This window comes from Streptomyces sp. NPDC047002 (assembly GCF_040704505.1).
In the GTDB taxonomy this organism is placed as follows: domain Bacteria; phylum Actinomycetota; class Actinomycetes; order Streptomycetales; family Streptomycetaceae; genus Streptomyces.
The window spans coordinates 89424-116112 of sequence record NZ_JBEYWC010000003.1 but is presented as its reverse complement, the minus strand read 5'-3'; the positions used below and the strand labels follow the sequence as shown (position 1 = coordinate 116112).

The following is a 26689-nucleotide window of genomic DNA, read 5'->3' as shown; positions in this document are numbered from 1 at the left end:
TGTGTTCCGGGCCGGTGCGACGCCCGTGAACCGCGGCGGCCCGCGGCGAACCCCGAGGTTCGTCGCGGGCCGCCGCGGCCAGGGTGCCGGTGCCGGCTCAGGACCTCAGCAGCGCGAGCAGCTCGCCGCGCAGTGCACTGTCGTCGCCGAACGCCCCGAGGAACGAGGTCGACGTCATCTCGGCGCTCGCCTTGATGCCTCGCATCGTCATGCAGAGGTGCTCGCCCTTGGCGATCACCGCGACGTCCTCGGCGCCGGTGATGTCCGCCACCTCCTGCGCGATGTCGGCGACGAGCCGCTCCTGCACCTGGAGCCGATGGGCGTGGCGGTGGGCGACCCGGGCGAACTTCGACAGGCCGAGCAGCCGCTTGGTGGGCCGGTAGGCGATGTCGACCGAGCAGTTGAACGGCAGCAGGTGGTGCTCGCACAGCGACCACACCCGGATGTCGGAGACCACCACCATCTGGCTGGTGGTCGTGGTCTCGAAGAGGGTGTCGATGGTTCCGGGGTCGTAGTCGATGAACTCGCGCCACCAGCGCGCGAACCGCTCGGGAGTCTGGCGCAGCCCGTCTCTCCCGGGGTCCTCGCCGATCTCCTTGAGCAGGCGCTGCGCGAGGTCCACGAGCGGGTCGGCCGCGCTCTCCTCCTCGGCGACGGCCTGCGGTTCGACGGTGTTCATGGTCACTTCAGACACCCCTCTTCTGTCCCCAGACCAGCGTGTGCAGCCGGGTGGTCACGTTCCATCCACGGTCGATGACCGAGGAGACGAGTTCTTGCATGTGCTTGTCGATGTCGTGCGGGCTCTGCCCCTCGGGCATGATCCAGACGGATTCGATGCCGAAGTCGGAGACCAGCGAGGCCACTTCGTCCAGGTCCGCGGTGGTGCGGCAGACGAACTTGAAGGTGGTGCCCGGCGTGGCGGCGAACCGCGTGAGCGCCTGCGGCACGATGCGCCGCTCGGCCGGGTCCCCGGAGTGCGACAGCTTCGGCGAGACGTTGAAGCGCACGCCGGGCCGCACCAGCCTGCTGTCGGGCACGCGGGTCCCGTTGGTCTCGAACTCCACCTCGGTCCCCGCGTCCCGCAGGATGTCGACCAACGGCAGCAACCGCGCCTGCTGGCTGAGCGGTTCACCTCCGGAGATCACCACGAGGCCGACGCCGAGCCCCATCAGCTCATCGGCGACCTCGGAGACCGGCCGCCGGTGCAGCTCGACCTTGGGGTCGTAGCTGATGCCGCTGTCGCTGATGCCCTGCCAGTCCCAGGTGTAGGGGGTGTCGCACCAGCGGCAGGACAGGTTGCAGCCGCCGAGCCGCAGGAAGCCGCACCTGCGGCCCAGTGACCGTCCCTCTCCCTGGACGGCCTCAAGTGGGGCCGAAGATCTCGTTGACCACGAGTTCCGGTTCCACGGGGCACCACCTCCTCTTCGTGTAGGGCGTGCGCCGGTTGCTGTGGATGCTGTGCCTGGCGGTACGGGCTCCGGCTCAGGGCCGGTACTCCGCCCAGGTCTTGGGCGTCTCGGAGACGCGGACCGAGGTCAGCTCGGGGAAGTCCTTCTCCCACTGGCCGAACATCCAGACCGCGAGGTTCTCCGCGGTCGGGTTGCCGTCGACCACGTCGTTGAGGTGCCGGTGGTCGAGGGTTTCGTCGAGCCACTTCTTGAACACGGACAGGTCGCCGTAGTCGCGTACGAAGCCGACCGAGGTCAAGTCACCCTGTTCGGCGCTCAGTTCGAGCTCCACGGCGTAGTTGTGGCCGTGCAGGCGGGCGCACTGGTGGCTCTCGTGCAGGCCGCCCAACTGATGGCTGGCGGAGAAGTCGAACCGCTTGGTGATGCGGAGGGTCATGATGTGTGTCGAACCTTTCTCGGGGGTGGGGGACGGCGGGGGAGGCACCGCGGTGGTGCGCGGTGGCCGGCGGTCTCTGGCGTGCGAGGTGCCGCGTACGGCGGTCCGGCGTGCGGGAGCGGCGTGTCCTGCGGTCAGGCGTGGGAGGGCGACGTGTCCGGGTGGACACCGAGCTTCTCCAGCACGGAGCGGCGGGAGACGACGGGTTCCAGGCCTGCGCCGCCGCCCACCGGCGGGGCCAGCGGCTCGACGAGTGTGTCCGGGTCCGACTCGAAGAAGAACACCAGCGAGAGCAGTTCCTCGTCGGGCGCACTGGGGCTCGGGGCGAGCACCCGGTGCAGCAGCGCCCGCCAGCGGCCGTCCGTCCACCGCTCCATCAGGTCGCCGAGGTTCACCACCAGCGCGTCGGGGTTGTAGGGGGGTGCGAACCACCCGTCGGCCTCGTTCCATGCCTGGAGCCCGCCCACGCCCTGCTGGCGGCTGAGGATGGTGAAGGCGCCGAGATCGGTGTGCGGCCCGTTGCGCAGCTGCCCGCTCGCCACCTCGCCCACCGAGGTCAGCGACGGGTACCAACTCACGTTCTGAGTCCAGGTGGCACGGGTGGCCCTCCGGCTGAAGAAGTCCTCGGGGAGCCCGAGCACCTCGGCGAAGAGCACGTTGAGGGCCAGGGCGACGCGCTGCATGTGGCCGGTGTAGGTCTCGACTGCCGGGCGCAGCGCGGGCAGCACCGGGTCGGGCCAGCGGTTGGGCGGGTAGCTGTAGCGGTCGGCCGCCTCGTCGCCCGAGCGGTACGCGGGGCCCGCGTAGAAGGACTCGTGCAGGTCGGGTTCTGCCGTCGGCTCCTCGCCCTCCTCGCGTGCCACCCCGACGCCGCCGCCGGGGTGCATTTCGAGCCAGCCGCTCTCGTAGGGCGCGCCGATGGCGTACGGCGCCTTGGCCTCGTACGGGAGGGCGAAGAACTCCCTACCCCGGGCGCGTAGTTCGTCCATGGTCTCGCGCGGCACGCCGTGTCCTTCGAGGAGGAACATGCCGGTCTCGCGCAGCGCCCGGTCGAGCGCTGTCGCGGTGGCGCGCCGCTCCTGGGGCGAGGCGGTGCGCCAGGCGCGCAGGTCGACGGTGGGTATGGCGCTTTCCATGGTGGCTCCTTTCGTGTGGTGTGTGGTCGGGGAGTTCAGGTGCGCAGGGCCGAGCCGACCGCGGCGGCGAGGATGTCCACTCCCTGGTCGAGTTCGCTGTCGGTGACGGTCAGCGGCGGCAGGAGTTTGACGACGGATCCGTCGGCGCCCGACGTCTCGACCAGCAGCCCGCGCCGGAACGCCTCCGCGGAGATCCGGGAGGCGAGGCCGTCCGGGGCGCCCGGGAACGTGGGGAAGCCGAGGCCGGCGGCCAGGCCCCGTCCCCTGACGGTGATGTCCGTGTCCGGATGGGCACGGGCGATCTCGCCGAGTGCTGCGGCGAGCCGTTCGCCCGCGCTCCGTACGGCCTTCTCCAGGTCGTTGCCCGACCAGTAGGCGCGCAGCGCTGCCGCGCCGGTCACGAAGGCCGGGCCCACGCCGCGGAACGTGCCGTTGTGCTCGCCCGGCTGCCAGACGTCGAGTTCCGGGCGGATCAGCGTGAGCGCGAGTGGGAGCCCGTAGCCGCCGATCGACTTGGACAGGCAGACCATGTCGGGGACGATGCCGGCGTCCTCGAAGCTGAAGAACGGGCCCGTGCGGCCGCACCCCATCTGCACGTCGTCCACGATCAGCAGCACCGCGTGCCGGCGGCAGACCTCGGCGAGCGCACGCAGCCAGCCGTCCCCGGCCGCCCGCACCCCGCCCTCTCCCTGCACGGTCTCGACGATCACGGCGGCGGGTGTGTCGAGTCCGCTCCCGGGGTCGGCGATCATGCGGTCGAGGAGCTCGGGTGACCCGTCCCCGTACCCGTCGTAGGGCAGCGAGACGGTGTGGGCGAGCGGGACGCCGGCGGCGGCGCGCTTGGCGGCGTTGCCGCTGACGGCGAGGGCGCCGAGCGTCATGCCGTGGAAGGAGTTGGTGAAGCCGACCACGGTGGTGCGGCCGGTCACGCGGCGGGCCAGCTTCAGCGCCGCCTCCACCGCGTTGGCGCCCCCGGGCCCCGGGAAGACGACGCGGTAGTCGAGGGACCTGGGCGCGAGTACGGTCTCCCGCAGCGCTGTGAGGAAGTGGCGCCTGGCGACGGTGAACATGTCCAGGGAGTGCGCGACCCCGTCCCGGCTCAGGTAGTCCATCAGCGCACGCTTCAGTACGGGTGGGTTGTGCCCGTAGTTCAGCGCCCCGGCGCCGGAGAAGAAGTCCAGGTAGCGGCGGCCGTCCTCGTCGTGCAGCCAACTGCCCCTGGCCAGGTCGAAGACCACGGGCCAGGCTCTGCTGTAGCTGCGGACCTCGGACTCCATCTCCTCGAACACGCTCATCTCACGCCTCCCGCGCGGCCACCGCGGGGGAGGCGTAGACGGTGGGGTCGTGGACGCCCGCCGCGACGAACGCCTCGCGGCGCTCGACGCAGGACGCGCACCGCCCGCAGTGCAGCTCCCCGCCGCGGAAGCAGGTCCAGGTGTCGGCGAACGGCACGGAGAGCCGGTCGCCGAGGGCGATGACCTCGCGCTTGAGCAGCCGCGAGAGCGGCGCGACGAGGTCCAGGTCCGGGTGGGCGTGGCCGCGCGTCGCGATGCGCTCCATGCTGAGGAAGGCGTCGAGGAATTCGAGCGAGGTGTCCGAGGGGCCGATGTCCTCTGCCATGATCCCGAAGGCGACGGCCTCGGCCCGCTCCACGACCGCCAGCGCAAACGCCGCGGACAGCAGCAGGGCGTTGCGGTTGGGGACGATGTTGGGGCGCCCGGGTACGGCGATGCCGCTGCCGGCGGCCGCGCCGCCGGGGTGCCCCTCGTCCGGGACGTCGACGGCCGGGTCCGTCAGGGAGGACCCGCGCAGCACGCCGCGTGCGCCGCCGAGGTCGGCCTCCTCGTACGGCGCGCCGAGCCGCTCGGCCGCGAGCCGGGCGCAGGCGAGCTCGCGGCGGTGCCGCTGCCCGTAGTCGATGCCGAGCATGTGCAGCCGGTGGCCCTGCGCCCGCAGGTGGTACGCCATGGTGACGGAGTCGATCCCACCGGACACCACCGCAATGATCTTCGACATTCGTCGTCCTCGCTTCGTGAGTTCGCCGGGGGCCGGCCGGCCGCTCGGTCTCGGCTCTGTCAGCAATGCTGCGGCGTGGCAGGGGGTGCGGAACATGTCCTGCGGTACGGGCGAGCAGCGCCGCGCCGCCCGTCCTCCCGTGCAGTGGGGGTGCTGGAAGGACAGGCCTGTGTGGCCGGGCGGACGGTGTCGCGGACCGGGTCCGTACGACCGGGCGGACGCCGTTGCGGGCACAGTCGCGTCCCCGTCGTGCGGGCATGGCGACCCGGCGGGTGCCGGGCACGGCAGAGGCCCGGACCCCGCGGCGTCGCGGGACCCGGGCCTCTGACGGCCTGCGGCGCGGATCAGTCCCGGTGGGCCCGCAGCACGAACCAGTGGCGGGCCAGGTGGATGCCCTCGGACGTGGTGGCGCGCGCGGCGTAGCGCTCGAAGGCGCCGCGGTCCGCGGCGGAGTCGTAGTCCTCGAAGATCGGCACCATCTGCAGGAACCTGTCCAGGTCCGCGGGCGTGTGGAAGTACTCGTCGTAGGTGAACTCGCCTGCGTGGTCGACGGTGAAGCCCGCGCGCTCCAGCCTTTCGCGCTCCTCGCGCAGCACCGGGGTCCCGGACCAGCGCCCGTACAGCTGGCCCCTGCCGAAGACCTCCTTCAGCTCCTGGACGTCCCGCTCGGCGATGCCCAGGTGGACCACGGAGCCGCCAGGCCGCAGCACCCGGCCGAACTCCTCGGGGAACAGCGGGCCGCGCCGCGAGGTCACCACGTCGAACGCCCCGTCGGGGAAGCCGGTGGCCGAGGCGTCGCCCAGGGCGAACGTGACGTGGTCGAGTCCCGAAGCGGCGCGGTGGCGCTCGGCCGACGCCAGCATCTCCGGTGACAGGTCGAGCGCGTCCACCCGGCCGAACGCGCCGGCGACGGCCAGCAGGTTGCGGCCGTCCGCGCACCCCACGTCGAGCAGCCTTCCGGTGGGCGAGGCCAGTTCGCGCACCAGCGCGTCGAACCGCTCCTCCGGGTCGCCCTGCGGGAAGGAGGTGGTGCGCTGCGCTCCGCTCGAGTAGCCGCCGAACTTCTCCGCGACCTTGGAGTAGAACCCCTGCTGCTGCGTCATGGTCCGCCCTTCGCTCAACCGTCCACATCCGGATCGGACCATGCTTCCCGGGGCCCGCGCGGTGCTGAAGGGCCTGTGGTCCGGCCCTGCGCGCCCGGCCGGACGACCGCAGTGCCCGCGCGTGATGCGCGACCGGCCATGGCTGCTGCCCGCACGGACGGTGCGCTCGGACGCCGCGCGGCGCGGCCGTGGGGCACTGGGGCGGGCCGGGCGCCCCGGTGCGCGCCGGGCGGGCCTCACGGTCGGCCCGGCGGAATGTACAGTCAAAACTGTACAAGTAAGCCTGTAGGTATTACGGTGGGCCGGGTGAGTGGGAATCCGAAGCTCTCGCCCTCCGCCGTGGAGGCGTCGCGGGAGATCCGCGCGGTCATCAGCCGACTGCGCCGCCGCATTCTGAACGCCTCGGAAGCCGAGGACATGACCTTGGTGCAGGCGTCCGTCCTGGCCCGGCTCGCCGACCGGGGCGGCGTCACCGCGAGCGAACTCGCCGCGGTCGAGGGGGTGCGGCACCAGTCGATGACGGCCACGGTCGCCGCCCTCGCCGCCAAGGGGCTCGTCCTGCGCAGCCCTGACCCCGACGACGGGCGGCGCCTGCTGATCGCGCCGACCCCCGAGGGGCTGCGGCGTGTGCGGGAGGGGCGGCAGGCCAGGAAGGAGTGGCTCGCCGGCCGGCTGCAGGACAGGTGCACCGAGGAGGAGATCAGGACCGTGATCACCGCCATGGCCGTGCTGGAGCGGCTCACCCATGACTGAGGCGAGGACCGGCGCGGACGGCACGAAGGCGCGGGGCGGCGCGGGCTTCGACCGGCGGCTGCTGCCGCCGATGATGCTGGGCTCCGTCCTGAACCCCATCAACTCGACGATCATCTCCGTCGCGCTCGTCCCCATCGGCAGGGCGCTCGGCGCGCCGGTCTCCCAGACCGCGTGGCTGGTCTCCGCCCTCTACCTCGCCACCTCGCTCGGACAGCCCGTGGTGGGCCGGCTCATCGACATCTTCGGACCGCGCAGGCTCTTTCTGCTCAGCACCGGCCTCGTCGGCGTCGCGGGGGTCGTCGGCACGCTGGCGCCCGGCCTCGGCGTGCTGATCGCCGCGCGCGTCCTGCTCGGCTTCGGCACCTGCGCGGGCTATCCGGCGGCGATGGCGCTGCTGCGCAGCGAGGCGCGGCGCACCGGGCGCGACAGCCCCGGCGGCGTGCTGACCGCGCTCGCGGTCGCCAACCAGACCATCGCCGTCGTCGGCCCGCTGCTCGGCGGCCTGCTGATCGCCGTGGGCGGCTGGCGCGCCACCTTCGCGCTGAACGTGCCGCTCGCCGTCGCCGCCGTCTCGCTGGGGCTGTGGCGGCTGCCCCGCTCGGCGGGTACGGGCGAGGCGCCGGAGCGCGGACGGGTCGCGGCGCAGCTCGACCTGCCGGGCATGGCGCTGTTCGCCGCGATGCTCACCTCGCTGCTCCTGTTCCTGATGAACCTGCACCTGCGTGACGGGTATCTGCTGGGGGTCGCCGCCGCCGCGGGCGCCGCGTTCGCGCTGCGCGAGCTGCGGGCCGCCGCCCCCTTCATCGACCTGCGGGTCCTCGGCGGCAACACCCCGTTCGTCGCCACCTACGGCCGCGCGCTCGTCGCGTACGTCGTCTCGTACGCCTTCCTCTACGGCTTCAGTCAGTGGACCGAGGAGGGGTACGGGCTGACGCCGTTCCACGCGGGCCTTGTGCAGATACCCATGTTCCTGATGGCGATCGGCGTCTCGATCCTCTCCGGGCGGCGCCCTGGCGTGCGGGGGAAGCTGCTGGTGGGCGCGGTCGGGCAGATCGCCGCCTGCCTGGTGATCCTCACGCTCGCAGGCGGCAGCCCGCTGTGGGTGCTCCTGCTCGTCGCCCTGGTCTTCGGCGTCCCGCAGGGGCTGAACAACCTGGCGCTGCAGAACTCCGTGTACTTCCAGGCCGACCCCGAGCGCACCGCGTCCTCCGCCGGGCTGCTGCGCACCTTCGCCTACGTGGGCTCGATGGTCGCGTCCTCCGCGACCGCCGCGTCCTTCGGCACGCGCGCCGACACCGCGGGCGTCCACCGGCTCGCCTGGGTGATGCTCGGCGCGGGCGTCCTCTACCTGCTGCTGACCGTCTTCGACCGCACGCTCGGCCGCGCCACGGCCGCCGGTGCGAAGGGGGAGTAGCGCACCGCGCGCCACCCCCCGTGCGGCCGCCGGGAGCCGGTGCCGCGCACCCTCGGGGCGGCCGCAGCCCAGAACCCGCCGACCGATCGGAAAGGCACCCCCATGTCCCGTACCGCACTGCTGCTCATGGACCTCCAGGCCGCCCACATCGCCCGGGTCCCCGACGACTACCTGCCGCGCGCCGTGGCCGCCCTCGGCGCGGCCAGGTCCTCCGGCGTCCCCGTCCTCCACATCGCGCTGCGGATGCGCGCGGGCCACACCGACGCGCACCCGCGCAACAAGGTGTTCGGCGGCCTGCCGGGGCACCTCTTCACCGCCGACGACCCGGACGCCGCGATCCACCCCGACGTCGCGCCCGCCGCGGGCGAGCTCGTCGTCCACAAGAACCGGGTCAGCGCCTTCGCGGGCAACAACCTCCAGCAGATCCTGGCCGCCCAGGACATCGGCCACCTCGTCCTCGCGGGCATCTCGACCGGCGGGGTCGTGCTGTCGACCGCGCTCCAGGCCGCGGACCTCGACTACCGGATCACCACGCTGTCCGACGCCTGCGTCGACCCGAAGCCCGACCTGCACGCGGCCCTCGTCGCCGAAGTCCTCTCCCGGCGCGGCGAGGTGGCCACCGTGGACGAGTGGGCGGGGTCCCTCGCCGCCGCGGGCTGACAGCCTCCGCACCAGGTGGGACACCCCCTGGGGAGATCGTATTAGGTTAGGCTAACCTTCATGTCGTGAAAGCGGCTGAAACGGCACGGGACGTCCCGGCGCGGCGCGGGCACCACCTCTCGGCGGTCGGCGTCACCGTCGCGTACGACGAGGGCGACGTCCTGCACGGAGCGGACCTGCGGCTGCGGCCCGGCGAGGTCACCGTGCTCGTCGGGCCCAACGGCAGCGGCAAGTCGACCCTGCTGCGCACCGTGGCCAGGCTCCAGCAGGCCAGGAGCGGCGCGCTGGCCCTCGACGCGGACACCGGCCGCACCACCGACGGATTCGCGCTGGGCGCGCGGGAGTTCGCCCGCCATGTCGCCCTGCTGACCCAGGGCCGCCCCACGCCCGGCGGGCTGACCGTGCGCGACGTGGTGGAGTTCGGCCGCTACCCGTACCAGGGGCGCTTCGGCCGCACCGACCCCGGCGCCACCGCGGCCGTGGACCGCGCGCTCGCCCTGACCGGCGCCACCGCGCTCGCCGACCGCGGCGTCGACCAGCTCTCCGGCGGGCAGCTCCAGCGCGTCTGGCTGGCGAGCTGCCTCGCGCAGGAGACCGGCGTCCTGCTCCTCGACGAGCCCACGACCTATCTGGACCTCCGCTACCAGGTCGAACTCCTCGACCTGATCCGGGATCTCGCCGACGACCACGGCATCGCCGTCGGCGTCGTCCTGCACGACCTCGACCAGGCGGCCGCGGTCGCCGACCGGATGGTCCTGCTCGCCGAGGGGCGCGTCCAGGCGGACGGCACTCCCGCCGAGGTCCTCACCCCGCGGCGCCTCACCGCCGCGTACGGCATCCGCGTCGACGTCGCCACCGACCCGCTCACCGGCCACCTGCGCACCCGCGCGATCGGCCGCCACCACTCACGCAACGAAAGGCACGACCCCTCGTCATGAGACGTCTCCTGTCCACCGCGGTCGCCGCTACGGCCGCGGCGCTCACCCTGGCCGCCTGCGGCTCCACCGAGCCCGCGGCCACCGCGTCGAAGCCCGCCGCGCAGAAGATCACCCTGACCGACGCCACCGGCGCGAAGATCACTCTCGAAGGACCGGCGAAGAAGGTCGTCTCCACCGAGTGGGTCGTCACCGAGGACCTCGCCTCCCTCGGCGTCAAGCAGGCGGGCGCCGCCGACGTCAAGGGCTACCGGCAGTACGACGCCGCGGTCCCGCTGCCCAACACGCCCGAGGACATCGGCACCCGCGGCGAGCCCAGCATGGACACCGTCGCCGCACTCGCGCCCGACCTGATCATCGCCACCACCGACCTCTCGGCCTCGGCGCTGAAGCAGCTGAAGAAGGTCGCCCCTGTCCTGGAGCTGCGGCCGGGTGACGCCACCGACCAGATGGGCCGGATGAAGCAGAACCTCGACCTGATAGCCCGCGCCACCGGCCGCACCGCGCAGGCCGCGGCGCTGGAGAAGAAGTTCGACGCCAAGCTCGCCGCGGGCCGCGGGAAGCTCGCCGCCGCCGGGCTCGACGGCGCCGAGGTCGCCTTCGCCGACGGCTATGTCGCCTCCCACCAGGTCTCCGTGCGCCCGTACACCGCGGGCTCGCTCGTCGGCACCGTCAACGAGCAGCTCGGCCTGAAGAACGCCTGGACCGTCAAGGGCGACAAGGACTACGGCCTCGCCACCACCGACGTCGAGGGCCTCACCAAGCTCGGCAAGGACACCCGTTTCGTCTACGGCTCGGGCGCGGGCAACCCGTTCGACGGCGCGCTCAAGAAGAACGCCGTGTGGACGTCGCTGCCGTTCGTCACCCGGCACCACCTGGTCACCGTAAAGAGCGGCATCTGGACCTTCGGCGGCTACGGCTCCATGACCCAGTACGTCGACGCCCTCGTCGGCGCCCTGGCGAAGTGACGCCGTGACCACGACGCTCCCGCCGCCCAGGGCCGGCGGCCTGCCGCCCGCGCCCGCCGGGGCCGCCCGCGCGGGCGCCGCCGGCGCGGCGGCCGCCCTGGCGGTGCTCGTCGTGGCCCTGGCCGTCGCCGACATCACCCAGGGCACCGCCCACCTCGCCCCCGCCGACGTCTGGCACGCCGTCACCGGCCGCGCGGGCTCCGACGACGCGGCCGTCCTGGTGGCGTCCAGGCTGCCGCGGATGGCGGCGGGCCTGCTGGTGGGCGCCGCGCTCGGCATGGCGGGCTCCGTGCTCCAGGCCGTCAGCCGCAACGTGCTGGCGGCCCCCGACACCCTCGCCGTCAACGCGGGCGCCTACCTGGCCCTCGTCGTCCTCACCGTCACCGGCCTCACGGTGCCGTTCCTCGCGGCGTCCCTCGCCGCCTTCGCCGGCGGGCTCGCGGCGGCGGCGGCCGTGCTCGCGCTCTCCGGACTCGGTACGGGCACGGTCCGGCTGATCCTCGCGGGCAGCGCGCTCGCGCTCGGCCTCGGCTCCGTCACCGAGGCGCTCATCCTGCTGTTCCCGCAGCGCACCGAGGGCCTCTACCAGTGGGGCCAGGGCGGCATCGGGCAGAACGGCTTCGACGGGGTCGCGCAGATGGCGCCCGTCGTCGCCCTCGGCCTCGCCGGGCTGTGCGTCCTGGCGCGGCGGGTGGACGCCCTCGCGCTCGGGGACGACGCGGCGCGCGGGGTCGGGGTGCCGGTGCGCGGCACCCGCATCGCGGCCGTCGTGCTCGCCTCGCTGCTCGCGGCGGCCTCGGTGTCGCTCGCCGGGCCCGTCGGCTTCGTCGGCCTGTGCGCGCCCGCCCTGATGCGCCCGCTCGCCCGGCGCCTGCGCGGCTTCACCAGGGCACGCGCCCGCATCCCCGCCACCGGCCTGCTCGGCGCCGCGCTGGTGCTCGGCGCCGACGTGCTGCTGCGCGCCGCGGTCGGCGCCGACGCCTCCGTCGCCGTGCCGACCGGCGTGGTCACCAGCCTGGTCGGCGCGGTCTTCCTGATCGTGATGGCGCTGCGCGCCCCGGACACCGGGGACGGCGCCGCCGCCGACCGGCTGCGGCTGCCGCGCCGCGGCACCTACGCGCCGACCGTCGCCGTGCTCTGCGCCGTCCTCGCGGGCGTGGCGATCGCGGCGGTGCTGCTCGGCGACAGCGTGCTGCTCCTCGGCGACGTCGGCCACTGGCTCACCGGGCGGGCCGGCCGCGCGGTCTCCTTCGTCCTCGACACCCGGGTCCCGCGCGTGTGCGCCGCCCTGCTCGCGGGCGCGGCGCTCGCCCTGGCGGGAACGCTGGTGCAGGCCGTGACCCGCAACCCGCTGGCCGAGCCCGGGGTGCTCGGCGTGTCGGGCGGCGGCGCGCTCGGCGCCGTGCTGCTCACCACCACCGTGCCCGCCGCGGGCTCCTGGGGCCTCGCGGGCGCTTCGGCGGCGGGCGCGGCCGCCGCGGCGCTGCTGGTCTTCGGGCTCGCGGCGCGCGGCGGCTTCCGGCAGCACCGGCTGGTGCTGCTCGGCATCGGCGTCTCCGCCGCGACCACCGCACTGATCGGGCTGCTCATCGCGCTCACCGATCCGTTCAGCGCGACCAAGGCGCTGATCTGGCTCTCCGGCTCGACCTACGGGCGCACGTTCCCCGACGTCGTGCCCGTGGCGGTGGTCCTCGCGGTCGGCGCGGCGATCGCGGTCGCCGGGCGCAGGGAGCTCGACCTGGTCTCCCTGGACGAGGACACCCCGCGCCTGCTGGGGCTGCGGCTCGGCAGGCAGCGGCTGCTGTTCCTCGTGGTCTGCGTGCTGCTGACGGCGGCCGCCGTCGCCGCCGCCGGGACCATCGGCTTCGTCGGCCTCGTCGCGCCGCACGCCGCACGGAGCCTGGCGGGCCGCAGGCACGCGCGGGTCCTGCCCGTGGCGATGCTGCTCGGCGCCGCGCTGGTCGCGGCGGCCGACCTGCTCGGCCGTACCGTCATCGCCCCCGCCCAGCTCGGCGCCGGCCTGATGACGGCGATGGTGGGCACGCCGTACTTCGTACGCCTGCTGGTACGGGGACGGCGCTAGCGCGGGCGCTGCGGTGCGCTCCGGGCGGTGCGCTCAGGTGCCGTGCCGCTGCTGGTCGCTGTCCTGCCTGAGCCTGTCGGTGTGCCCCGTGACGGAGTCGACGCGGGCCACCAGGTCGGGGTGGGCGCCGCCGAGATGGGGGCGGGCGTCGGCCAGCGGGCCGATGAGGCTCGCCGGGTCGCTGTCCCCGAGCGCCTCACCGAGGCGGTCGATCGAGGTGCGGGACGCCGCCGGCAGGTCCTGGAGCGCGGTGATCTGGCCCGCGAGCCCCCGCAGGGACGCGGCGTTCTCCCTGGCCCAGGCGGTGACCGAGCGGTCGGCGGCGCGGCGGTCGCGCGCCGCCCGCACCCGCTCCTCGCCCGTAGTGCTGCCGTCGCCCGGGCGGCCGCGCAGATAGCGGCGCTCCGCCGCCTGACGGCTCGCCACCCCCAGCGGCCCGGCGAGCTCGGCCCAGCTCGCCCCGGTGCTCCGCGCCGTCTCGATCAGCCCCGTCTCCCACCCCGCGAGCCGCTCCCTGACCTCCCTGAGCAGCAGCAGGGAGGCGAGCGCCTCCTCGGCGCCCGAGGCGCCCGGAGCGCCCGGAGCGCCCGCCGGGGGCGCCGCCCCCGAGATCGCCCGGTCGATGGCCCGCAGCGCCGTGATCGCCGCGTGCGGGGACGCGGGGATCACGCCCGCACGGGCAGAGGCCTGCGGTTCCTCGGGTGTCGGCTCGTGGGCTTTCGGCATGGGCTCTCCCTGTGCGTGTCGACCTCTGTCCGTGTCGACCTCTCTTCATCGGCCATCGGCCTTCGGCCATCGGCCATCGACCACCGACTGATCCTGTCGTCGTTTGGATGACGCCGTGAGTTGTCATCCATCGGACGACATGCTACAACAGAGTGCAGCGACAGCGCATTGGCACAAGACGACTGAAGCGTGGAGGTGTTCACCCATGTTGATGCGCACTGACCCTTTCCGTGAGTTCCGCGAGCTCGACCGCCTCGCCCAGCAGCTGATGGGCACGGGGACCTGGTCCCGCCCTGCCACCCTGCCGATGGACGCGTACCGCGAGGGCGACGACTACGTGATGGCGTTCGACCTGCCCGGTGTCACGCCCGACGCGATCGACATCGACATCGACCGCACCACGCTGACGGTCAGGGCGGAGCGCAGGCCCGCGGCCAAGGACGACTCCGTGCGCATGGACCTCTCGGAGCGGCCTCTCGGGGTCTTCTCCCGGCAGGTCTTCCTCGCCGACACCCTGGACACGGAGCGCATCACCGCCTCGTACGACAACGGCGTGCTGACGCTCCGCGTCCCGGTCGCCGAGCGTGCGAAGCCGCGCAAGGTCGCCGTCAGCAGCGGCGACAGGCCGGCGCCCCAGCAGCTCACGGGCTGAGCAGTACGCCCCGCAGCTCTCCGTTGTCCCCGGGGGAGCGCCCCCTGTCCCCCCGGGGACCCGTCCTTCCGCCCCGCCCTCACCGCACGGCCGACGAAGCCCGTGAGCGCCGACGGCCCCGCACGCCCGGGGCCGCACGGGCGGGCGTCCGCAGTGCAGCAGAAAGGCGAACGCAGCAGCGATGCCACACGACGCGTCCGTGACCCGGCTGGTTCCGATGGTCACCTACGAGCAGATGCTGGAGCGCATCCGGTACGCGGGTGTCTACCCCACCACGGAGCGGGCCGAGCGGTCGGTCCGGCTCGTCCTCACCGGCCTCGGGCGGCAGTTGGGCGAGGCGGAGCGCCGGGAGCTGGCCGCCAGGCTGCCCGGCGAGGCCGCCGGGATGCTGCTCGCCGAGCGGCCCGGGGCGGGGGCCGCGCCCCTCACCGGCTGGGGCTTCGTCAAGGACCTGGCGACCCGCGCCGAAGCCCCCCTCGCCACGACGCGCTGGGACGTCGGCTCCGTCCTGACCGTGGTGGCCCCCCTCGCGGGCCCCGACCTCCTCGCCCGCATCCTGGAGAGCCTCCCCGGGGGCTACGCACTCCTCTTCGGCAAGGCCGAGCTCATACAGGCGGCCTGACCCGGGGCGGCGGATTCCGCGGGATCGTGCCTGGGTGCCCGCTCGGCGGGTACTGGGTGCGCGTCGGGCCACCAGGGCCCGTGACCGTAATCGGTCTCCCCCACGGAGGTGACGTCACCATGCTCTCGGCCATCGCGGACGCGTTCAGGGCGATCGGAGGTGCGATCGCCACGGTCGTCACGCTCCCCTTCCGCCTGGTGGCGCGCCTCTTCGGCGGCGCGTCGGACAGCGCGCACGGCCACCACTAGGCACACGGCGAGCGCATACGCGCGGTGGCCGCCCGGTACTCGGCCGGGCGGCCGCCGCGATGGGGCGCGCTCAGCCGGGTACTCCCCAAGGGAGCGGTCCCGCACGCCGCCGCCCCTGCCGGGACGGCGGCCGCGGAACGGCCGGAAGCGGCCTCCATCCGAGGGGTGCGGCATGACGACATCCGACGACATCGGCGCGATGCTCACCGGCCTGCTGCGCGACAGCCACATGACGAACTTCGAGGGGTTGCCCACCCTCGTGAGCCGCTATGCGGCCGCGGCGGGCGTGGGCCGGGCCAGGATCTTCCTCGCCGACCTCCAGGAAGACGTCCTGCGGGAGGTCACGGGCGTCGGCCAGGACGCGGGCGCAGGCGGCAGCAGCCTGCGCATCGACGGCACGCTGGCGGGCCGTGCCTACCAGAACATGGAGGAGGTCGTCTCGCCCGACCTGCGCAGGCGCTGGCTGCCCGTGCTGGACGGCACCGAGCGGCTCGGGGTCCTCGGCTTCGACACGGACCCCTTCGGCACCGCGGCGCCAGGAGCCACAGAAGCTGACGACGGACACACCACAGAGGCGATGCGGGCCCTGGCCTCCGCCGTGGGGCTGCTGGTGGCGTCGAAGCGGGCGAGCAGCGACTCCCACTCCCGGCTGACCCGGGTCCGGCTGATGAGCGTCGTCGCCGAGATGCAGTGGACGCTGATGCCCCCGCGTTTCTGCGCCGACGAGCGCGTCAAGATCAGCGCGGTGATGGAGCCCGCCTACCGGATCGCGGGGGACGCCTTCGACTACGCCGTCTCCGGCGACACCGTCCATCTGGCGATCTTCGACGCGATGGGCCACGACACGGCGGCCGGGCTCACCGCGAGTCTCGCCATGGCGGCCTGCCGCAACCAGCGCCGCAGGGACGCCGCGGTCACCGAGGTCGGCGAGGCCATCGAGGACGCGCTGACCGAGCAGTTCGGGCAGGAGCACTACGCGACCGGCGTGCTCGGCGAACTCGACCTGAACACCGGGATGTTGACCTGGGTCAACCGCGGTCACCTGGCGCCGGTCCTGATCCGCGGCGGGCGCTGGGCCGCCACCCTCGAATGCCCGCCGTCCCACCCCATGGGCACGGGGCTCGGCCTGCCCGTCACGGTCTGCCAGGAGCAGTTGGAGCCGGGCGACCGCGTGGTGCTCTACACCGACGGCATCACCGAGGCGCGGGACAGCGCGGGGGAGCAGTTCGGGACCGAGCGCTTCATCGACCACCTCGTACGCCAGCACGCCGCGCACCTGCCCGTCGCGGAGACCCTGCGCCGGCTCATCCACGCCGTGCTCGACCACCACAGCGGCAGGCTCGACGACGACGCCACCGTCCTGATCCTGGAATGGCACGGCCCCGACGTGTCCTGGTCCGTGCCGTAGAGGCACGCCGCCGCAGGCCGCGGCGCCGACTGGCCGCAGGTCCCGATCTGCGCGAGCATGGCGGGAGAGAAGGGCGTTTGCCGCCGCTCGCGGCGGGCAGGCGCACACTCGTGCTTCGGATGTGAGGCACGTCCGTGAGGTCCCGATCCCGCCCGGACGTGTACGCGCATGCGCGGGACGCCGACCTCACGGCAGCATTCCTTACCGCTCGTGAGTTGGTGATCAGCATGATCCCGCCCGCAGGAACGCCGCGCATCCACGACGACGCCCCTGACACCGCCGAGGCGTTCCGCCGCCTCAAGGACACGCCGGAAGGCCCGCAGGCCGAGCGGCTCCGCCAGGAGATCGCCGCCGCCTGGCTGCCCATGGCCCACCGCATCGCCCGCGGCTACCGCAACCGCGGCGAGTCGCTCGAAGACCTCCAGCAGGTCGCCGCGCTCGGGCTGACCAAGGCGATCAACCGCTACGACCCGACGCTCGGCAAGGCCTTCGCGACCTATGCGATCCCCACTGTGCGGGGCGAACTGCGCCGCCACTTCCGCGACTTCATGTGGTCCGTGCATGTGCCGCGCCGGGTGCAGGAGCTGCGCAACGAGGTCAGGCGCGCCCGTCAGGAACTGGCCCAGCAGCCGGACGGCCAGACGCCGAGCCCCGCCAGGATCGCCGAGCACTGCGGGCTGACCGAGCAAGAGGTGCGGCGCGGGATGGGCGCCCAGGGCAGCTTCTCCGCCCTGTCGCTCGACGCGCCCTCCCTCGGCCAGGACGGCGAGGGGTCCGCGCTCCAGGAGCTGCTCGGCACGGACGACCCCGCCTACGGCCTGGTGGAGGAGCGCGAGGCCGTGCGCCCCTGCCTGCGCGAACTGCCCGACAGGGAACGGCGCATCCTCTACCTGCGCTACTTCAGGGACATGACGCAGAGCAGCATCGCCGAGGAGCTCGGCGTCTCGCAGATGCACGTCTCGCGGCTGATCACCAGGACCTGCGCCCGGCTGCGCAGCCAGGCCCTGGCCCGCTCCGCGGCCTGAGACGCTCTGGGACACCACGGAGACGCTCTGGGACACCACGGGGTGCCCGCGCCGCGGGCACCCCGTGGTGGAGGCGGCGTCCCCCGGCAGGTCGTCTCCACGCCGACCGGGAGCCGCTGCCCGCTCCCGTCACGGCAGCGGCGTGCCGCCGGTCGCGTTGACGATCTCCGCGGTGATGTAACTCGCCGCGGGCGAGGCCAGGAAGACATAGGCGGGTGCCATCTCCGCGGGCTGCGCGGGGCGCCCGATCGGCGCCTGCTTGCCGAAGGAGGTGGTGTCCGGCAGCGTCGCCGGGATCAGCGGCGTCCACACGGGGCCGGGTGCCACCGCGTTGACGCGAATGCCCTCCGGTGCGAGCTGCTGCGCGAGCCCCTGGGTGAAGGTGACGATCGCGCCCTTCGTCATGGCGTAGTCCAGCAGGTGCGGGCTGGGCTTGTACGCCTGCACGGACGCCGAGTTGATGATGCAACCACCGGCCCGCAGATGCGGGAGCACCATCTTCGACAGCCAGAACATGCCGTACAGGTTGGTGTGCACGACCCGGTCGAACTGCTCGGTGGAGATCGCGCCGATGCCGTCGGGCTGGGACATCTGGTAGGCGGCGTTGTTGACCAGGATGTCGATGTGCCCCAGCGCCGAGACGGCCGTGCCGACGAGTGTCCCGCACTCCTCCTCGTCGCGGATGTCGCACGGCACGGCCACCGCCTTGCGCCCGGCCTCCTCGACCAGCCGTACCGTCTCCCCTGCCTCCTCCCGTTCTGCGGGGAGGTGGGTGAACAGGACGTCCGCGCCCTCGCGCGCGTACGCGAGCGACACGGCACGCCCGATGCCCGAGTCACCTCCCGTGAGGAGGGCCTTGCGGCCCGTGAGCAGGCCGTGCCCCTCGTAGCTTTCCTCGCCGTGGTCCGGGGGCGGGTCCATCGGGCCGGTCCAGCCGGGATGCTCCTGGTCCTGCTGGGGAAACTCCGGCCGCGGATGCCGCTCCACCGGGTCGCGCGGTTCTTCGGTCATGGCTGCCTCCTGCCGGCGGCGTCGGACCGGGCCGGGGCGCGGGGGCGGCCCGCCCCCGCGGGGAGGCGTCCGCGTCGGCCGACCCGGACCCGTGCCGCCGCTACGCGTAGTCCTGGCTGGTCCTCTTGCCCTCGTGCTCGGCCTCCGGGTCCTCCTTCTCGTGCAGGCGCTCGCGCCGGGTGGTGAAGGCCGGCTCCTCGGCCTCACCGATCCGCCGGCCCTGCCGCTCGCTCTCCTCATCGAGCTCCTCGGCCGCCTGCCGTGGGTCCTTGTCGGGTGCGGGGTCCGCCATGGGGCGCCTCCTCGGTGTGCGAACTCTCCGTGCCGGACTCCGGGGGCCTCGCGCCCCGGGAGTCGCCTGCCGCCCCAGGGCGCTGCCCCGGGGCCAGGTGCCGGGTGCCCCACCTGCGGGCGCCTCATGTCACGGCGGCGGCCGCGGAGGCCACGCGTGCGCGGGGGATTCGCGGGTACCCGGCGGCCGGGCGCAGCGGGGCCGCCCCCGCGGGGCCCGCACCCCGGCCGACCGCCGCAACGAACCGCCGCAACGAGAGGACAGACCGTGTCGATGAAGGTTTCCGACCAGGTGCTCGGGCGCCTGCGCGAGTGGGGCGTCGACCATGTCTTCGGCTACCCGGGGGACGGGATCAACGGGCTGCTCGCCGCGTGGGGCCGGGCCGACAACAAGCCCAGGTTCGTCCAGGCGCGGCACGAGGAGATGGCCGCCTTCGAGGCGGTGGGCTACGCCAAGTTCTCCGGCAAGGTCGGTGTGTGCGCGGCGACTTCGGGGCCCGGCGCGATCCACCTGCTCAACGGCCTCTACGACGCCAAGCTCGACCACGTGCCCGTGGTCGCGCTCGTCGGCCAGACCAACCGCAGCGCCATGGGCGGCTCGTACCAGCAGGAGGTCGACCTGCTGAGCCTCTACAAGGACGTGGCGGCGGACTTCTGCGAGATGGTCACCGTCCCCGAGCAACTGCCCAACGTGCTCGACCGCGCGCTGCGCACCGCGTACGCGCGGCGCACCGTCACCGCCGTGATCATCCCCGCCGACGTGCAGGAGCTGGACTACTCGCCGCCTGCGCACGCCTTCAAGATGGTGCCGTCGAGCCTCGGCGTCGGGCGGTACGCGCCGGTGCCCGACGAGGCCGACCTGCGGCGGGCCGCCGAGGTGCTCAACGCGGGCGAGAAGGTGGCGGTCCTGGTCGGGCAGGGTGCGCGGGGAGCGCGCGCCGAGGTGGAGCAGTACGCCGACCTGCTCGGCGCGGGCGTGGCCAAGGCGCTGCTCGGCAAGGACGTGCTCTCCGACGAACTGCCGTACGTCACCGGCTCCATCGGGCTGCTCGGCACCCGCCCCTCGTACGAGATGATGCGGGACTGCGACACCCTGCTGATGATCGGATCGAGCTTCCCCTACGCGCAGTTCCTGCCCCCGTACGACCAGGCGCGGGCCGTGCAGATCGACATCGACCCCTTCATGGTCGGCCTGCGCTACCCGTTCGAGGTCAACCTCGTCGGGGACGCCCGCGCGACGCTCACCGCGCTGCTGCCGCACCTGGAGCGCAAGAAACACGGCGCATGGCGGAAGAAGATCGAGAAGGACACCGCGCGGTGGTGGGAGGTCATGCAGCGCAGGGCGGCCGTCGACGCGGAACCGGTCAACCCGGAGTACGTCGTGCACGCGCTCGACGACCTGCTCCCCGACGACGCGGTGATCGCCGCCGACTCCGGCTCGTCCGCCAACTGGTACGCGCGGCACCTGCGGTTGCGCGGCAGCATGCGCGGCTCGCTGTCCGGCACGCTGGCCACGATGGGGCCCGCCGTGCCGTATGTGATCGGCGCCAAGTTCTGCCACCCCGAGCGGCCCGGCATCGCCCTGGTCGGCGACGGCGCCATGCAGATGAACAACATGGCGGAACTGGTCACGGCCGCCAAGTACTGGCAGGACTGGTCCGATCCGCGGCTCGTCGTGGCCGTCCTGAACAACGAGGACCTCAACCAGGTGACCTGGGAGATGCGCGCCATGCAGGGCGCCCCGCAGTTCCTGCCGTCACAGGGTCTGCCGGACGTGCGCTACGCGGACTTCGCCCGGTCCATCGGTCTCGACGGCGTGCGCGTCGAGAAGCCCGACGAGGTGGTCGGGGCCTGGCAGCGCGCGCTCGCCGCCGACCGGCCGTTCGTCATCGACTTCCGCACCGACCCGGCCGTGCCGCCGATCCCGCCGCACGCCTCGCTCGACCAGATCGAGGCGGCCGCCTCGTCCGTGCTGCACGGCGACCCCGACCGGGCCGGCATGGTCAGGCAGGGCATCAAGTCCAAGGTGCAGGAGATGCTGCCGGGCCACCGGCAGCGCGGCGACCGCCCCGGCGCCGAGGACTGACCCGGGCCCCCGGCCGTCCTGGCGCGCCGCGGACAGGACCGCCCGCGCGGGCCCGCACCGTACGGGGGCGGCGGCCGCTGCCGGTGGCGGCGTCAGGTCCGCTGCCCCTCACGAATCGCAGGCCTGGCGGTCGCCGGGGGGCCCTGGAGCTTTTTCACGGGGGCTCCGGTGGGCCCTCCTGCGCCCCGCACCCCGAAGGCGCGGGCGTCGGCCGGGCGTACGCGCGCCGCAGCCCCTCGACGACGCTCCTCCTCGCGTGCGCGCACGCCTCCTCGCCGAGTCCCGACTTGAGCAGGAACTCGATGCCCTGCATGGCGGTGAGCAGGGCGGCCCCGATGTCGTCGGCGCTGACGTCGGTCCTGATCTCCCCGGCGGCCTGCGCCTCGCGGACCGTGGCGGTGAGCAGTTCAAGCGTGCGGGCGTAGGTTCGCTCGGCGATGGCGTTCACCGTGCTGTCGAGCCGGGACAGCGCCGAGGCCGACCCGGACAGGTAGCAGCCGTCGTCGCTGAGGCCGATCGTCCCCCCGTCGTCGTAGGTGACCGCCGCGAGCAGCCACGCCCAGGGCGACCGCGCCCGCTCCCGGCCCGCGCGCAGGCCGGCGAGCTGCTCGGCGCAGTAGTCCTCCAGCGTCCGCACGTACAGCCCGTGCTTGCTGCCGAAGGCGCCGTAGAGGCTCTGCGACGCCACTCCTGCGGCCTCGCACAGGTCCTGCATGCTGGTCGCCGCGTAGCCGTAGCGCCGGAACCGTCCGCGCGCGGCAAGCAGGACCGCGCGCTCGTCGAATTTCCTGGGCCGTGCCATGCCATGACAGTAAACCCGTTTCTGGTCGATCGACCAGAAACGGGGTAGGGTCGGAACCGTTATTGGTCGATCGACCAGAAACCAGAAACGGCTGTCCCGCCGGCGGGACCAGCCGCCGACCCCACCCGCGCACCGGGAGAGCGATCATCATGGGCAGCCCCGAACTCCAGCACATGGCCGCGTTCTACGAGGACATGGCCGCCAAGTTCCTCCTCACCGACAACATCGGCGTCTGGCGCGACATCTCCGAGTCCCTGCACCTGCTCGCGAGCGAGCCGGAGGGCGTCACCTATCGGGAGGTCGACGCCGGCGGCGTGCCCGCGCTCTGGGCGGTCCCGGCCGGCAGTTCCAGCGAGCACGTGCTGCTGCACAGCCACTCGGGCGGCTCGGTGGTCGCCTCCCCGTGGATGGACCGCAAGGCGGTCGGCCACCTGGCCCGGGCCACCGGAGTCCCGGCCCTGCTGGTCGATTTCCGGCTGGCGCCCGAACACGCGTTCCCGGCCCAGACCGACGACGTCCGGGACGCCTACCGGTGGCTGCTCGACCAGGGGTACGAGGCCGCGAAGATCGCCACCGTCGGGCACTCCATCGGCGGGAACTACGCGGTGAACCTGGCACTCGTCGCCCGGCGCGAGGGCCTGCCGCTGCCCGGCGCGGTGCTGTCGATGTCGCCGTGGTTCGACATCGCGCTCGACAACCCCTCGATCGACGGCAAGGCGGAGCTCGACAAGATGCTCAGCCGCACCCAGCTCACCGCCTTCGGCGATCTGATGCTGGAGGGCACCGGCGTGGCGAAGACCGATCCCCGGATCAACCTCCAGCACGCGGACCTGGCCGGCCTGCCGCCGACCTTCGTCCTCTACGGCGACCAGGAGATCCTCACCGACGACAGCGAGCGGTTCGCCGTCCGGGCCCGGGCCGCCGGTGTGCACGTGCGCCTGGAGGTGATCCCGGGCGGGCAGCACAACTTCCTGTTCGGCGCGGGAAAGGTCCCCGAGATCGACGAGGCGGTCGGCGTGATGGCCGCGTGGCTGCGCGAGAAGCTCGGCGTCCCCGCCTCCTGAGGTGGCGCCGCGTCCACCGATACGGTGGGCGAGGCGGGTGCGAGGCACCCCTTGCGCGGCCGGTGCGCTCCGGACGCCGTAACCGGGCAGGCCGGTCCGTTCACGCGGCCGGGACGGCCGCGGGTTCCTGCCCGGCCGCCGGCACCGCGTACGCGGCGGTGAGCATGGCCACGGTGGAGGCGCGCGCGGCGGCGAGGGTGCGCGCCTCCAAGCCGCTCTTGCTCAGGAACTCGATCCCCTGCATCGCTGTGAGCAGCGCGAGTGCGGCCTCGTCCAGGTCCACGCCGGCCTTGAGGCGTCCGGTCCGGCCGGCGCGGGCGAGCTCCGCGCGCAGCAGGCCGGTGATCGCCCGGTAGGTGCGCTCGGACAGCGTCCTGACCGAGTCGTCGCGCCGGGCCAGGGCGGCGACGGACGACGCCAGGAAGCAGCCGTCGGGGCCCAGTGGGAGCCGGCCGTCGCTCGCGTCGAAGACCACCGCCGCCATCAGGGCGTCCCAGGGGTCCTCGTGCCGGGCAAGGCCGCTCCCGAGTCCCTCGACCTGCGCGTCGCAGTAGGTGCCCAGGGCCCGGACGAACAGCTCGTGCTTGCCGCCGAACGCCCCGTACAGGCTCTGCGAGCCCAGGCCCGTGGCGGCGCACAGGTCCTGCATGCTCGTCCCGTCGTACCCGGTGCGCCAGAACTGCTCCCGCACGTCCCGCAGGACGTCGTCCTCGGCAAACTTGCGTGGCCGCGCCATGCCCTCAGCGTACCGTTCCTGGCCGCCTGACCAGGAACCCGGGGCGCGGGAGACGTGAGGCGCCCCCAAGGTTTTTGACTGATCGACCAAGAATCATTTGCGCTCGGAGGAGACAGGCGGCGGCACCGGCAACCCCAGCACCTCAGGAGGAGCGATGCGCGGCATCGTCCATACCAGGCCGGGCGACCCGGCAGACGTCCTCACCCTCGCCGACGCGCTGCCCGACGACGTGGCCGCGCTCGCGCTGGTCAACCCGTTCACCACGCGCATGCTGATGCGGGCCGTCGATCGCCATGGCGCCGGGGCGGACGGACCGGTCTTGCACGCCGCCGCCGGGTCCGCGGCGGTGGCCGCAGGTCCCCGTCGTCACCACCTCGGGCGACGGCTGGACCGAGCGGTTGGACGAGGCGATCGGCGGCCGGCCCGTGCGGGTGGCGCTCGACCCGGTCGGCGGACCGGTGAGCCGGGCGATGTTCGACCGGCTCAGTGAGGGCGGCACGCTGCTCTCCTGCGGTCGACTCGACCCGAGGCCCTCGGGCGTCGAACCGTTCGACCTGGTGCGGCGTCAGCGGATGGCGGCCGGCGTCAGCATCGAGCAGTGGGCTCGGCTCGACGATGCCACCCGCGCGGACGACGCCGCCTGCGCACTCGACCTGGTGGCCACGCGCCCCGACCTCGCGGAGATCGCCGGCCGCTACGACCTCGCCGAGTACCCCGCGGCGCTCGCGCACGCGCAGCGCCCCGGCCGGACCGGCACCGTCCTGCTGACCAACCGCCCCTGACCACCGCCCCGGCCGCGCCCGCGCGCCCCGGGCCCCGAAGAACCGTCCCACCACGAGGAAATGAGCGACTGTGCTGTTCCAGGAAACCCACATCAAGGCGTACGAGGAGACCGCGGGCGCGATCGGGCACGAATGGCAGCCCGGCCTGTTCACGCTGATCCTGCACACGGTCGGCCGGAGCAGCGGGCTGCCGCGCAAGTTCGCCGTGATCTACCGGGCGGTGGAGGACTCCTTCGTCGTCGTCGCCTCCCGCGGCGGCCACGACCGGCACCCCAACTGGTACCTCAACCTGCTGGCCCATCCCGAGGTCGGGATCCAGGTCGGCCCCGACCACCTGCGCGTCCGCGCCCGCACGGCCGTCGGCGCGGAACGCGACCGGCTGTGGCCCCTGATGGTGGAGACCTTCCCCACCTACGCCGAGTACCAGGCCATGACCGACCGCGTGATCCCGGTCGTGGTTCTGGATCGCACCTGACAGCCCTTCGACTCACACCGCCCCCGGTTCCGGCGCCCCGCGCCACGCCCCGGGGGCGGCTCCACCGCCGGGCCTGTTCGAGTGCGTCCAGGGCCGCCCCGGCGACCACCAGGCCTGCCGATTCACGGACCACGACCCGTAGCCCTCCCGGACGCCACACCGACCACTGCCGGTGCGCAACCTCCACAGCACACCACCGAACCGGTCCCGTACCCGCCGAGGCGGCGGACCTGCCGCCGCTGCCCGCAGCGGCCGCCGTCAGACGCAGGCGGCGGCCGCTTCCGGCAGGCCGTCGCGGTGTGCCCTCGCCGTGGCCATCAGACCGTCGAGCGCATCCCTGGTGCGTACGAGGTCCTCGATGTGGGCGGAGAGACGGTCGCGCTCCCGGGCCATCCGTTCGAGGGCCGCGTCGGAGTTGTGCGCGCTCGGCGCGTCCACGCAGGGCAGCAGCTCGACGATGGTGCGGCTCGACAGGCCCGCCGCGTACAGCCGCTGGACGAAGCGCACCCGTTCGACCTGCTCGTCCGCGTAGTGCCGCTGCCCGCCGGAGCTGCGGGTGCTGTGGAGCAGGCCCTGCTCCTCGTAGTACCGCAGCGACCGGACGCTGGCCCCGGTGCGTGCCGCGAGTTCCCCGATGCGCACGACGACCTCCTTGTGTGCGGTGCGTCACACCGCTTGCCCCTGACATCGACGTCAGGTTCTACCGTAACCGCGAACCCGGAACCGGGTGACACGAGGCGCGGAGGAACCCGACATGACCACGTTGTTCAGCAGCTGCCGGCTCGGCGGCCTGACCCTGCCGAACCGGGCCGTGATGGCCCCCATGAGCCGGGTGAGGGCGGCGGCGGGCGGCCTCGCCACCCCCTCGATGGCCGCGTACTACGCGCAGCGCGCGACGGCGGGGCTCATCGTGTCCGAGGGGGTGCAGCCCAGCCTGGTCGGCCAGTCCAACCCCGGCACGCCGGGCCTGCACACCGCGGAACAGGCCGCGTCCTGGCGTGCCGTCACCGACGCCGTGCACGTCAACGGCGGCCGGATCTACGCACAGATCATGCACGGCGGCCGGGTCTCGCACCCGGACACCACCGGGCACACGCCCGTCGGCCCCTCCGCGGTCGCCGCCACGGGGGACGTCTTCACACCGAAGGGGCCGCAACCCGCGCCCGTTCCCCGCGCGTTGGCGACCGCCGAAGTGCCGGTGCACGCGCAGGCGTACGCACAGGCCGCGCGGCGGGCCGTCGACGCGGGCTTCGACGGCGTCGAACTGCACGGCGCCAACGGGTACTTGATCTCCCAGTTCCTCTCCTCCAACGCCAACCTGCGCACCGACCGCTACGGCGGCACGGTCGCCGGGCGCATCCGCTTCGCGGTGGAGGCAGTAGAGGCCACCGCCGATGCCGTGGGCGCCGACAGGACAGGCATCCGCCTCTCTCCCGGCGGCGTCTTCTGGGGCGTACGGGAGGACGACGCGGTCGCCCTCAACACCGCGCTCCTCGCCGAACTCGCCCGGCTCGGCCTCGCCTACGTGCACCTGGAGGCGACCGCCCCCGAGGAGGTGCTCACCGCCCTGCGCCGCGCCTGGCCCGGCACCCTGATCGTCAACCCGGTCCTCCCCATGGGCCCGAAGCAGGCCGACCTGGCGGCCGCCGACCACTGGCTCGCCCTCGGCGCCGAGCTCATCAGCTTCGGCCGCGCCTTCATCGCCAACCCCGACCTGGTGGAACGCCTGCGCTCAGGACTGCCGTTGGCCCCCGTCGACGAGGCCACGTACTACCAGGGCGGCGACACCGGCTATCTCACCTACCCGGCCTACCGGCACGCGGCCTGACCCCGGCGGGCCACCGCACC

The 26689-nt window shown here is 73.5% G+C and carries 29 protein-coding genes; 16 read left to right on the top strand and 13 right to left on the bottom strand.

From position 1 onward, the window contains the following. Positions 1-97: 97 nt before the first annotated feature. The 7 genes from folE to AB0910_RS04975 all read right to left on the bottom strand — a co-directional run bounded on the left by folE (position 98) and on the right by AB0910_RS04975 (position 6100). A complete protein-coding gene (gene folE, locus AB0910_RS05005; protein ID WP_366743118.1) occupies positions 98-679 on the bottom strand; it encodes a GTP cyclohydrolase I in 582 nt (193 codons plus the stop codon). 7 nt (positions 680-686) lie between these two features. Further along, complete coding sequence (locus tag AB0910_RS05000) at positions 687-1295, bottom strand: 7-carboxy-7-deazaguanine synthase QueE (protein ID WP_366743263.1); 609 nt, start codon at positions 1293-1295, stop codon at positions 687-689. Positions 1296-1482: 187 nt separating this feature from the next. Further along, positions 1483-1845 (bottom strand): 6-carboxytetrahydropterin synthase, encoded by a 363-nt coding sequence (locus AB0910_RS04995; RefSeq protein ID WP_366743117.1) that lies wholly within the window; start codon positions 1843-1845, stop codon positions 1483-1485. 134 nt (positions 1846-1979) lie between these two features. Beyond that, complete coding sequence (locus tag AB0910_RS04990) at positions 1980-2981, bottom strand: 2-oxoglutarate and iron-dependent oxygenase domain-containing protein (RefSeq protein ID WP_366743116.1); 1002 nt, start codon at positions 2979-2981, stop codon at positions 1980-1982. Between the two features lie 35 nt (positions 2982-3016). Further along, positions 3017-4276, bottom strand: a complete 1260-nt coding sequence (gene ectB, locus AB0910_RS04985) for a diaminobutyrate--2-oxoglutarate transaminase (protein WP_366743115.1) — start codon at positions 4274-4276, stop codon at positions 3017-3019. A gap of 1 nt (position 4277) precedes the next feature. Next, entirely contained in the window at positions 4278-4997 is a 720-nt protein-coding gene (locus tag AB0910_RS04980) for a 7-cyano-7-deazaguanine synthase (protein WP_366743114.1), read from the bottom strand. Positions 4998-5341: 344 nt separating this feature from the next. Further along, on the bottom strand, positions 5342-6100 hold the full coding sequence (locus tag AB0910_RS04975; protein WP_366743113.1) for a class I SAM-dependent methyltransferase: 759 nt from the start codon (positions 6098-6100) through the stop codon (positions 5342-5344). A 306-nt stretch (positions 6101-6406) separates the two neighbouring features. Between AB0910_RS04975 and AB0910_RS04970 the strand changes: the two genes are divergently transcribed. From AB0910_RS04970 to AB0910_RS04945, 6 genes are all read left to right on the top strand, one after another. Then, the gene (locus AB0910_RS04970) at positions 6407-6853 is read left to right on the top strand and encodes a MarR family transcriptional regulator (RefSeq protein ID WP_366743112.1); all 447 of its coding nucleotides are present in this window, start codon (positions 6407-6409) and stop codon (positions 6851-6853) included. Continuing rightward, a complete protein-coding gene (locus tag AB0910_RS04965) occupies positions 6846-8267 on the top strand; it encodes an MFS transporter (RefSeq protein WP_366743111.1) in 1422 nt (473 codons plus the stop codon). The genes AB0910_RS04970 and AB0910_RS04965 overlap by 8 nt, the downstream gene beginning before the upstream one ends. 102 nt (positions 8268-8369) lie before the next feature. Beyond that, positions 8370-8927 carry a cysteine hydrolase gene (locus AB0910_RS04960; protein ID WP_366743110.1) on the top strand — a complete coding sequence of 186 codons (558 nt, stop codon included), beginning with the start codon at positions 8370-8372 and terminating at the stop codon, positions 8925-8927. A 65-nt stretch (positions 8928-8992) separates the two neighbouring features. Next, a complete protein-coding gene (locus AB0910_RS04955) occupies positions 8993-9865 on the top strand; it encodes an ABC transporter ATP-binding protein (RefSeq protein ID WP_366743109.1) in 873 nt (290 codons plus the stop codon). Continuing rightward, positions 9862-10830 carry an iron-siderophore ABC transporter substrate-binding protein gene (locus AB0910_RS04950; RefSeq protein WP_366743108.1) on the top strand — a complete coding sequence of 323 codons (969 nt, stop codon included), beginning with the start codon at positions 9862-9864 and terminating at the stop codon, positions 10828-10830. The genes AB0910_RS04955 and AB0910_RS04950 overlap by 4 nt, the downstream gene beginning before the upstream one ends. A 4-nt stretch (positions 10831-10834) precedes the next feature. Further along, complete coding sequence (locus tag AB0910_RS04945; protein WP_366743107.1) at positions 10835-12913, top strand: iron ABC transporter permease; 2079 nt, start codon at positions 10835-10837, stop codon at positions 12911-12913. A 33-nt stretch (positions 12914-12946) separates the two neighbouring features. Here the strand turns inward: AB0910_RS04945 and AB0910_RS04940 are convergent, their stop codons facing one another. Continuing rightward, positions 12947-13639, bottom strand: a complete 693-nt coding sequence (locus AB0910_RS04940) for a type III effector protein (protein ID WP_366743106.1) — start codon at positions 13637-13639, stop codon at positions 12947-12949. A gap of 205 nt (positions 13640-13844) precedes the next feature. Between AB0910_RS04940 and AB0910_RS04935 the strand changes: the two genes are divergently transcribed. The 5 genes from AB0910_RS04935 (at position 13845) to AB0910_RS04915 (ending at position 17594) form a co-directional block, all read left to right on the top strand. Next, the gene (locus tag AB0910_RS04935) at positions 13845-14291 is read left to right on the top strand and encodes an Hsp20/alpha crystallin family protein (protein WP_366743105.1); all 447 of its coding nucleotides are present in this window, start codon (positions 13845-13847) and stop codon (positions 14289-14291) included. Positions 14292-14472: 181 nt separating this feature from the next. Then, the gene (locus tag AB0910_RS04930; protein WP_366743104.1) at positions 14473-14913 is read left to right on the top strand and encodes a DUF2267 domain-containing protein; all 441 of its coding nucleotides are present in this window, start codon (positions 14473-14475) and stop codon (positions 14911-14913) included. Positions 14914-15032: 119 nt separating this feature from the next. After that, on the top strand, positions 15033-15161 hold the full coding sequence (locus AB0910_RS04925) for an LPFR motif small protein (RefSeq protein ID WP_366743103.1): 129 nt from the start codon (positions 15033-15035) through the stop codon (positions 15159-15161). Between the two features lie 172 nt (positions 15162-15333). Beyond that, positions 15334-16569 carry a PP2C family protein-serine/threonine phosphatase gene (locus AB0910_RS04920; RefSeq protein ID WP_366743102.1) on the top strand — a complete coding sequence of 412 codons (1236 nt, stop codon included), beginning with the start codon at positions 15334-15336 and terminating at the stop codon, positions 16567-16569. Between the two features lie 227 nt (positions 16570-16796). Further along, positions 16797-17594, top strand: a complete 798-nt coding sequence (locus tag AB0910_RS04915; protein ID WP_366743262.1) for a SigB/SigF/SigG family RNA polymerase sigma factor — start codon at positions 16797-16799, stop codon at positions 17592-17594. 129 nt (positions 17595-17723) lie between these two features. Here AB0910_RS04915 and AB0910_RS04910 read toward each other — a convergent pair whose 3' ends face one another. Together AB0910_RS04910 and AB0910_RS04905 are read right to left on the bottom strand one after the other, a co-directional pair. Then, positions 17724-18605, bottom strand: coding sequence for an SDR family oxidoreductase (locus AB0910_RS04910; protein ID WP_366743101.1), 882 nt, complete (start codon positions 18603-18605; stop codon positions 17724-17726). A 100-nt stretch (positions 18606-18705) separates the two neighbouring features. Beyond that, entirely contained in the window at positions 18706-18897 is a 192-nt protein-coding gene (locus AB0910_RS04905) for a hypothetical protein (protein WP_366743100.1), read from the bottom strand. Positions 18898-19170: 273 nt separating this feature from the next. On the opposite strand from AB0910_RS04905, the gene AB0910_RS04900 reads away from it, so the two are divergent. Continuing rightward, a complete protein-coding gene (locus tag AB0910_RS04900) occupies positions 19171-20982 on the top strand; it encodes a thiamine pyrophosphate-requiring protein (protein ID WP_366743261.1) in 1812 nt (603 codons plus the stop codon). A 154-nt stretch (positions 20983-21136) separates the two neighbouring features. On the opposite strand, the gene AB0910_RS04895 is transcribed toward AB0910_RS04900, so the two are convergent. After that, positions 21137-21784 carry a TetR/AcrR family transcriptional regulator gene (locus tag AB0910_RS04895; RefSeq protein ID WP_366743099.1) on the bottom strand — a complete coding sequence of 216 codons (648 nt, stop codon included), beginning with the start codon at positions 21782-21784 and terminating at the stop codon, positions 21137-21139. A gap of 149 nt (positions 21785-21933) precedes the next feature. Between AB0910_RS04895 and AB0910_RS04890 the strand changes: the two genes are divergently transcribed. Beyond that, entirely contained in the window at positions 21934-22848 is a 915-nt protein-coding gene (locus tag AB0910_RS04890) for an alpha/beta hydrolase (protein ID WP_366743098.1), read from the top strand. A 100-nt stretch (positions 22849-22948) separates the two neighbouring features. Here AB0910_RS04890 and AB0910_RS04885 read toward each other — a convergent pair whose 3' ends face one another. Continuing rightward, entirely contained in the window at positions 22949-23584 is a 636-nt protein-coding gene (locus AB0910_RS04885) for a TetR/AcrR family transcriptional regulator (protein WP_366743097.1), read from the bottom strand. Between the two features lie 293 nt (positions 23585-23877). On the opposite strand from AB0910_RS04885, the gene AB0910_RS04880 reads away from it, so the two are divergent. Together AB0910_RS04880 and AB0910_RS04875 are read left to right on the top strand one after the other, a co-directional pair. Continuing rightward, positions 23878-24366, top strand: a complete 489-nt coding sequence (locus tag AB0910_RS04880; RefSeq protein ID WP_366743096.1) for a hypothetical protein — start codon at positions 23878-23880, stop codon at positions 24364-24366. A gap of 70 nt (positions 24367-24436) precedes the next feature. Then, positions 24437-24841 carry a nitroreductase family deazaflavin-dependent oxidoreductase gene (locus AB0910_RS04875; protein WP_366743095.1) on the top strand — a complete coding sequence of 135 codons (405 nt, stop codon included), beginning with the start codon at positions 24437-24439 and terminating at the stop codon, positions 24839-24841. 258 nt (positions 24842-25099) lie between these two features. Here AB0910_RS04875 and AB0910_RS04870 read toward each other — a convergent pair whose 3' ends face one another. Next, positions 25100-25483, bottom strand: coding sequence for a MerR family transcriptional regulator (locus AB0910_RS04870; protein ID WP_366743094.1), 384 nt, complete (start codon positions 25481-25483; stop codon positions 25100-25102). A gap of 112 nt (positions 25484-25595) precedes the next feature. On the opposite strand from AB0910_RS04870, the gene AB0910_RS04865 reads away from it, so the two are divergent. Continuing rightward, positions 25596-26669 carry an alkene reductase gene (locus AB0910_RS04865; RefSeq protein ID WP_366743093.1) on the top strand — a complete coding sequence of 358 codons (1074 nt, stop codon included), beginning with the start codon at positions 25596-25598 and terminating at the stop codon, positions 26667-26669. Positions 26670-26689: the final 20 nt, after the last annotated feature.